Source organism: Xenorhabdus sp. IM139775 (genome assembly GCF_028598745.1).
Classification (GTDB): Bacteria; Pseudomonadota; Gammaproteobacteria; order Enterobacterales; family Enterobacteriaceae; genus Xenorhabdus.
Genome location: NZ_JAQRFK010000103.1, coordinates 1 through 8,087 on the forward strand (window position 1 = coordinate 1; position 8,087 = coordinate 8,087).

Consider the following 8,087-nt stretch of genomic DNA (forward strand, 5'->3'; position numbering starts at 1 on the left):
CCCTGCCGGGCAAAAAACTTTAATTCCTTAATCAATCGGCTCATCGGCTTCTCCTTACTTAACCTTTCAACATGATGCGATCTCTGGCGCACAGATATCCGTCAGGGACAAAACAGGAAATGCCTGCTTTGTCCCTGACGGATATCTGTGCGCCAGAGCGAACGCTTGTTGAGGTATTGCGGGGTATCGGTTGAGTACGCGGTACTGCCGCCTGTATAAACAGGTCATCCCCACCGGCAAAAAGCCAGCCTCGATATCGTCAGGTTCTCCTTTTGATGCTTTTTTAATCAATGAAATGCAGTGTCAGATGCATTGTGTGGTTAAGCAGGCGTGAGCCTGTCATTGTCAGGTTGCCCTTTTGCCGCGGCGTCACTTTCAGCGGTAAACCGGCAAAAAGTGACGCCTTGAGTTCCGTAAACAATCAGCAAAAATGGTACGAGTATTGAAATACCAGCAGACACAGCAGAACGCCGCAAGGTGAAGTGTCAAACGGTAGCAATACGTTAATTGTTTCGATATAGCAAAGTTGTTCGCCAAATATTTCAAACAGAGATCGTAGAAGTATGAATGTGGTGTGCGAGAATAATTTTGTGGTATTACGTGAACTGCATGATTCAACGTTCAATGCGCTTAGGTGACAGTATAAAAACGCCCTTTTGGGGTGTTTTTTAGTTTAAAAAACCTTCATTGTTAGACAAGGGGTTTATGTCTAACAATATCTGCTTCCAAAGGTGCGCAGATGTACCGCAATACTTGCTCTCCCTTTCAGGCTACGGGAGTTTTTATAGCCGTTTTTCACGACTATGTTACCATCTATGATGGTGATAAAGTCAGTTCAGATTAGCGAATTTTTTGAAATTCGACAAGAATAATTTTTATTTTATCGAAATATAAATAGGTTATTATTAATAAAATTTATAGCGACCCATGTTTTTAATATGGATCGCTATAAATAAAAACCAAATCAAAACTCAAGTATAGCTATAAGTGTTAATCGTTTTCTCATCTAAGAAAAAGTCACTCGGCTATATGAATACAGGTAGTTTACTTATTATCTGGCAATAACAACCTTCCCATCAATAATGGATAGATATGGGTCATATGTATAAATATACTCAGTTCCATTCTTATCCATTATTATTGGAGAGCGGCCGAAATTCCCTTTTTCTAAACGAAATAGCCGCCCTTCTTTATACTTGACTAATCTGTAATCTTGCCATTTAGGAAATAGTCTTGGGGTATATATCTTGCTATCAATCAATCTTTCAAAATTCATTGAGTCAAAAAACACTCTGGGATTGCTATTATCCGCCATTGCCCATTCTTCCCATGCTGGTTGACTTATTTTCCATAATTTATCGAGATCCTTATGTGCAAGAGTATTGAGAATTTCTTGATAGAAATTTTTAATTGTAGGGAGGTCATTTTCTGTCACCGGACGTGCTTTAGTCCACATCCAGTCGGGTAATCCATTCAGGTTAAATGATTTTCTTGCCTTGTAAAAGCCTTCATCACCAGGTGTGGTTGCCATCCCCGTGAATGCAAACTCTGATCCTGTTCTTCCTATTTGATTGAGTGACTCTGATGTCAGGGTATTGCCCTCCTTATCGACAGTCAATTTGATATGACTGATTATTTCCTCGTCACCGAAAGAGGATACTTTTTTTATGTGGTTTCACACCGGGCGTTGGGATCAAATTTATTTGATTTTTCAGATGTTCTATCCTTAAAAAGTAATTCTATGGTATTAATGCCATTTTCCAGAAAAGCAGTTGCATTTAGACCACTGGATTGAACACCATGTGTACCCGCACCGGGATTATCCATAGCCGGCATACCATTTACGCTTAAATAGCAAAAACTCTTACTTGTGTCCATTGAGAGTAAATATTTATAGTCCATTTTAGATTTTCCTAATGCCGAGGTAGTAAATATCATAGATATACATAATAAAAAACTAATCCAAAGAAACCTGATAGTATCATTTGTTTTTATACTGTGATTTTCAAAATATCTATTCATTTTTTACTTCTCTATTTTATTTCTATATCATCAGGGGATTTTTTATGTTGGGCTAATCAGGTTGTTTAAGAAAATAACCTAATTAGCCAACTCAGTTAATTATCTTGCTATAACAATTTTTCCGTTAATAATAGATAAATAAGGGCTATAAGTAGTATCTCCTCCGTTTTTCTTATTGTGAAAAATAATGGGTGAAGAGCCTCGCACACCTTTTTCAAGACGGAACAATCGGCCATTTTTATAACTGACCAATTTATATTTATCCCAATCAGGTTCTTTAATAACAGAATTACCACTTATATCTTCTTCAAAACCCATCGAATCAAAAAATATTTTAGCGCTACTATTATCTGCTATAGCCCATTCTTCCCAAGCTGGTTGGCTCATTTTCCAGATTTTATCCAAATTACGGCTAGAAAAAGTATTACTGATTTCCTGATATATTGCTTTTATAGAGGGTAAGTCATTCTCAGTAACAGGTGTAGCCTTTGTCCAAATCCAATTTGGTAAGTTATTTACTGAAAACGTTTTTTGAGCTGCGAATATGTTTTTTTCTCCTTTCTTCATTGAAATATTTGCGTAATCAAATTTCTCATTTGAATTTATTGAGTTTTTAGTTACGACGTTTCCATTATCATCCACATTTAATTTTATATTACTAATCATTTCTCCTTTTTCATCATGTGAAGAAAGTTTTCTGATTGTTGCTTCACACCATGATTCTGGATGAAATTTATCTGTATCTCTATCAGCGGGTATACGCCCCATTAGTAATTCCAAAGTATTATAACCATTTTCCAAAAATGCGGATATATTATAACCACTGGATTCTGTACCGGTTCTTGAAGATGTATTTTCTAGCATTAACATCCCATTTACTTTTAAAACACACAGGCTACGTTGTGTATTAAATGAGACGAGATATTTATATTCCATGTTTGATTTACCTGATGCTGTTTTTATTGTCATTAGAAATAAAAAAAATAATAAACTATTCCAAAGAGATCCTGTAAGTTGATTTTTCTTTTGGCAGTGGTTCTTGAAATATCCAGTCTTTTTCAATTGGTTCATTTTCATTTCCTATAGGTACTTCCCATTCATCATCATCTTTTCCTGGTTTAATGCTTGCCCCATATTTCACACTCGCCGATGCCTGAATCCCATCATGATAAAATACTAACTCCATGCTCTTTTCTATCGACTCTAGAGCGACATTTACTTTAGCTGTAATTTGTGCAGAAGCATCAAAGTATCCATAAACAGCATAATAACGCACACCGCCACGAATATTCGTTTCAGCCCTAATACCAAATCCGGCTTCTAATACGGTGTCTTTTTTAAAAGACCACTCTCCTTTATCATCAGACTCCCAACCAAACATAACGCTCAGGTCACCGCTGAGAATCAGATCTAACTGCACACCATAAAATGCACCATTCTTATCTTTTTTGACTTCTTGCTCGAAGGTTTCTCCTGCTTCACGTATATCAGCAACAATTTTATCGAGTTTAAAATAGGCTGCAAATATTTGAAGAACATCAGCTCGTAGCTCTAAACCTATTAATGGTGTTGCAGTAATATCAGCGTTAAATTTATAGAAGATTTTATATTTATCGCTATGTGAAAGTTCATAGCTTCCACGAATGTTAATTGCAGGATAGATAAGATCCAAGTTAGCTACCCGAAACTTACTTTGTTCATGTCCAAATGCAAGCATACTATTAATTTTGCCGATGCCATCAATGGCGGTATCTATTGGGCCTAATTTCTTTTTGCCTTTTTTAAATTCAAATTCCAGTTCTTTTGACCAGCTACGGGTTTCTGCACCTTTTTCCGCAGTAATTTCCCCCGTAATCGTTAATGAATTACGAACCTCATAAGGATTGGTGTTTCTGCGCCATCCATGCGATCCCCTATGTCGCAGTCCATTCTGCCTATTAGCCTCTTTTTGTTGTTGCCTCCTTTGCTCGTCGGTAAATTTTTCGATCTCTTCTGTTGCTCCGATAGTAACGTTAATTTCCTGTTTTTCATTAAGAAATAAATGAATATTTGTCCCTAAGATAGTTTTATTTCCCAGAGTCATTCTTCGAATACTTTCAGGTATATTGATGGTTTTATCGACTAAGGGCTTTCCGGCACATTCATCCACCCGAACATAATAGCTTTCCCTTTCTGTATGCGAGTAAAAATCCCTTTCGAGAAAACGACGCAAAAGAACGATCGGGCTATTATCAATAACAGAAAAAGCGTCAGTTTTCTTTGAGTAGATTAAGTTACCTGTATATGATTTCTTTGGGGAAAATTGTGCAATTGGCTGATTTTTTTCATCGAATAAGTTTCCAATTGGGCAAGCTGAATTATTGGATATACAGCCTTTGCTGATAGAATTTAATATGACAGGGACTTGTGGTACTGTATTTTTCTCCGGCTTATCAATAACGTAATAAATCTGATGAGGAAATAAGAACTGCTGATAACTCATCGTCTTATCACCCAAGGTAATATCAATCCGATGAGTACAATCATCCGGATTATCACAACCGCATATTGCTGAACCAGCCTTTGTTGACGTCATTTTTTATCTCCTTAACCAATATTGACGCTGCCGCCACCTATCACCACGCCACCGCAATCAACCGCATCACCGGTTCTGGCGGCAGGTTTTCCTTCAATAAACACGGAGCCGGAACCGCCTGCTATCGATCTTGAGTGTGATGAATGAGGGGCAAGTGCATCCCCTTGCCTTGCCAGATAAGCGCCGTCAACCTTAACCGTGCTGGCGCCGCTAATCACTGGGGTCGCTGAACAATCCCCATGTTCTGTACCGATATCACCAATTTTGACCGCATTTCCCATGCTGTTTTTCTCCGTTTTTTAAAGGGGAACTCGCCCCAGTTCCTGAATGAGCAAACTTTCTGCCCGCATATGCCCTGACTGGTTGTATTCAGTCAGTTGGGAATAGATGGCCACCGGCAGGTCATCAATAGAAAGGTAGTGCCGCGTGATAAAGAGCTGGAGTAATCCGCGCACGTTGCGTTCATCGGTAATATCAATTTGGTTGAACCACTCAAAAAAATGCCGGGCGCATTCCACGGTGTCGATATGAGGAATAAAATCAAAATGGGCTTTTTCCAGCCAGTCAGGGATCAGACTCGCCAATTTTTTGATATAACGCTCCGTGAAAATAGCCTGTATTTTCTCCAGTTGAATGTCGGTAATGGCAAGCATCTTTCGTTTACTGGTTGCACCAACAGGAAAAGGTTCTCTGATTTTGGCAAAGTTATCTGTGCGTTCTTCTTCAAGATAAAGTGTTGTGATGCGTGAGATCGGCCCCAAAAAGCAATGCACTTCCCAGTCACTTAATACGCCGAGAAAATCCCAGATATTGCGCGGATCATAAAAGCGAAAAAATACCGGCTTTTCCTGCTGAGGAAGCAGCACTTGCAGGTATTTCCTTAAATGCTGGCGAAGGGTTTTCATATCTGCTGCACTGTGGACGAAAATTCCCCACGGTGTTTTGCGGCATTCCAGCCAGATTTTGACTTTTTCATCCACCTGTACCAGATAAGGCGCGATTTTAACCAGTTCTGGCTGGAGAGGTTCTCCATAAAGGCAAGCGGAAGGCGGATCATAACGCTCCAGCGTCAAAAACAGATCGGGTTCTGCTGCGCCATCAATAATGGCGTAAAGTGTTTCCTGACTCATTCCTGCTTCTCCTTCTCTTTCATTGGGCAGTGAGCGACAAACATCGAACCCTCGCTTGCCGCCGCAAGCAGGATGGCAGGATTAGCGGGTGCCAATAAATCACCGGGACTGCCGCCAGAATTCAGGTTGATGGCGGCGCCTTTGATATCAATGCCGCCTGCGTGCAGTACGATAAAATTGCCACCGACGCCCAGCGTAATTTTACTGCCGCTTTGCAGGGTCAGATCGCCTTGGGCATTCACACTGATCACGCCCTGAACTTTCTCAATCAGGTCGCCTTTGACTTGCAGTGATCGATCACCGTTTATCTGCTCAAGATAGTTGCCCGTGGTTTTATGATCTTGTTGCCCTTCTACGGTGACTTTACGGTTATTGGCGATGACCAGTTCATCGTCATGACCGATACTGGTGGTGCGGTCATAGTTAATGCGTTCCCCGCGTGAATTGCGTACCTGAATGGACAGATTCTTTTGAGCGTGGATAAAAATCTCTTCGCGATCTTTTTCATCTTCAAAACGCAATTCGTTAAATCCCTCCCCTTTGTGGGTCTTGGAGCGGATCGACATTTGCGTTTTTGCCATTGGCAAGCGATTGGGGAGAATGTTGTTGGCGTGGTAAGCACGACCCACAATAATGGGTTGGTCAGGATCACCGTGGACAAAATCCACCAATACTTCATGCCCAATGCGGGGAATGGCGATCATGCCCATCAGTTGCCCCGCCCACGCGTGACTGACTCGAACCCAGCAAGAGCTACGGTCATCAAATTCGCCGTATCTGTCCCAGTCAAACTGAATACGGACACGCCCATATTCGTCACAAAAGATTTCTTCTCCTTCCGGCCCGACCACCGTTGCGATATGGGGGCCTTCCATTTTAGGTTTGGGATAAGGGGAAGGTCGATAAGAGGTTTTCCGGCTGGTGAAAGTAAACTGATTGGACAACCATGTGCCGCTATCGCCGGACTGGGTTTCGTCCGCCTGTGGTTGCCGTCCGGAATGGGTGATTTGGATAAGCTGCCACTGGTCGTTAAAAGCTTCTCTGGGGTGGTCAGTCAGAACAAACAACTGTCCCGGCCACATAGCGAAGCAATCGCCCTGACCGCTGCCACGCTGGGTATCCCGCCGCAGGTATTCCAGACGATACTGGCTTGCCCGTTGCCCTAAATCATCATCTTTAAAGCGGCTGGGGAAATCGTAATAGTGATAGCTGGTTAGCCGCCGCTGATGCTGCAGATTACGGCCTTCATACCAAAATTCCCGATTCCAACGTGGATTCTTGAAGGTGCGATCTTTGGTCGTAATACTGGCAACGCCGACTTTTTCCGACCATTGGAACTGACGAATGCAGGTTGTTTCACCCGTTGTATCGGTTTCAGGGCGGTAGGGAACGGTAATCACTTGATTCAGGGACAAGCAGGAGTCATGAAAGACAATGCGCTGTTCATGTTGATCCTGATCGAAAACGAAGTAGTAAAAAAAGCCCTCATCAGCCAGCAGGCGCTGGATAAAGGCCAGATCACTTTCATCGTATTGAACGCAAAACTCCCGTGGTGGATGTTTGTAGCCGAATGCAAAGAAAAAACGACTGATACCGTTTTCTCTGAGCAGCGTCTCTACAATATCCATAACCGATTGATTTTGGAAAATTCGGCTATTGACCCGTAAGGAGGCACGCCATAACGGCGGCTGAATCGTAATATGATAGTGGCTACAGTGACGTCCCGTGGAAAGCAGGGAAAACTGTGTCACCATTCCGGTGACTTGCCGTTCAATTTGTCCATTGCGATGCACAGCAAAAGAGGCATCCCGGTCGAGGATATCGGCAAAGTCAATCTCCGGAGTTTTACAGGTTAGCGTGGCTTCCAACCGAAAGGGGGATGACAGCGATTCGGTAAGGGAAAAATCCACAACAGCAAAAGTCTGTTCAGGTAAGTTTTCGGTAATAAGTGTAAAGACCAGACCTGAACGATCAAGTAGTTGATTAATTTTATCTATTACCTTGCTCATTTGTGCTATCCATAATTTTTTGTGTATCAATCCTTAATTAGTGCCTGAATTGTAAAATAATTTAGTAATGAAATTACAATTATCTGTTTTGGGTACAGTATGGAGCAAAATATAACAAAATTATTTATATATTCCAGTTCAACTAAAAGTACATCAGCAAAATTGTGATTAACCTCTCTTCCTAAATAAAATCAAATTATTACCTCATTTTAATTTCACATAATCCAACAGATTAAGAACACACTGACGCGCTGCGCTTGTCTTCTCCATTTTACCGGGCTAATACATTAACCCGGTAAAATGGAGAGCCTAAAAAAACACTAATCCAGCCAGGAAAACCCTTTTTATTTA

At 41.3% G+C, this 8,087-nt stretch carries 8 protein-coding genes; all 8 read right to left on the bottom strand.

What is annotated here, in order from left to right; genetic code table 11:
- Positions 1–320 precede the first annotated feature (320 nt).
- The 8 genes from PSI17_RS15295 to tssI all read right to left on the bottom strand — a co-directional run bounded on the left by PSI17_RS15295 (position 321) and on the right by tssI (position 7,736).
- Positions 321–461 (bottom strand): hypothetical protein, encoded by a 141-nt coding sequence (locus PSI17_RS15295; RefSeq protein WP_273552799.1) that lies wholly within the window; start codon positions 459–461, stop codon positions 321–323.
- 590 nt (positions 462–1,051) lie between these two features.
- Positions 1,052–1,531: a hypothetical protein gene (locus tag PSI17_RS15300; protein WP_273552800.1), complete on the bottom strand. Its 480-nt coding sequence runs from the start codon at positions 1,529–1,531 to the stop codon at positions 1,052–1,054.
- A gap of 134 nt (positions 1,532–1,665) precedes the next feature.
- Positions 1,666–1,902, bottom strand: coding sequence for a hypothetical protein (locus PSI17_RS15305; RefSeq protein ID WP_273552801.1), 237 nt, complete (start codon positions 1,900–1,902; stop codon positions 1,666–1,668).
- Positions 1,903–2,121: 219 nt separating this feature from the next.
- Positions 2,122–3,093, bottom strand: coding sequence for a hypothetical protein (locus PSI17_RS15310; protein ID WP_273552802.1), 972 nt, complete (start codon positions 3,091–3,093; stop codon positions 2,122–2,124).
- Positions 3,014–4,597: a hypothetical protein gene (locus PSI17_RS15315; protein ID WP_273552803.1), complete on the bottom strand. Its 1,584-nt coding sequence runs from the start codon at positions 4,595–4,597 to the stop codon at positions 3,014–3,016. Before PSI17_RS15315 ends, PSI17_RS15310 begins: the two co-directional genes overlap by 80 nt.
- A gap of 11 nt (positions 4,598–4,608) precedes the next feature.
- Entirely contained in the window at positions 4,609–4,878 is a 270-nt protein-coding gene (locus PSI17_RS15320; protein WP_273552804.1) for a type VI secretion system PAAR protein, read from the bottom strand.
- 18 nt (positions 4,879–4,896) lie between these two features.
- Entirely contained in the window at positions 4,897–5,727 is an 831-nt protein-coding gene (locus PSI17_RS15325; RefSeq protein ID WP_273552805.1) for a DUF4123 domain-containing protein, read from the bottom strand.
- Entirely contained in the window at positions 5,724–7,736 is a 2,013-nt protein-coding gene (gene tssI / locus PSI17_RS15330) for a type VI secretion system Vgr family protein (RefSeq protein WP_273552806.1), read from the bottom strand. The genes PSI17_RS15325 and tssI overlap by 4 nt, the downstream gene beginning before the upstream one ends.
- Positions 7,737–8,087 lie beyond the last annotated feature (351 nt).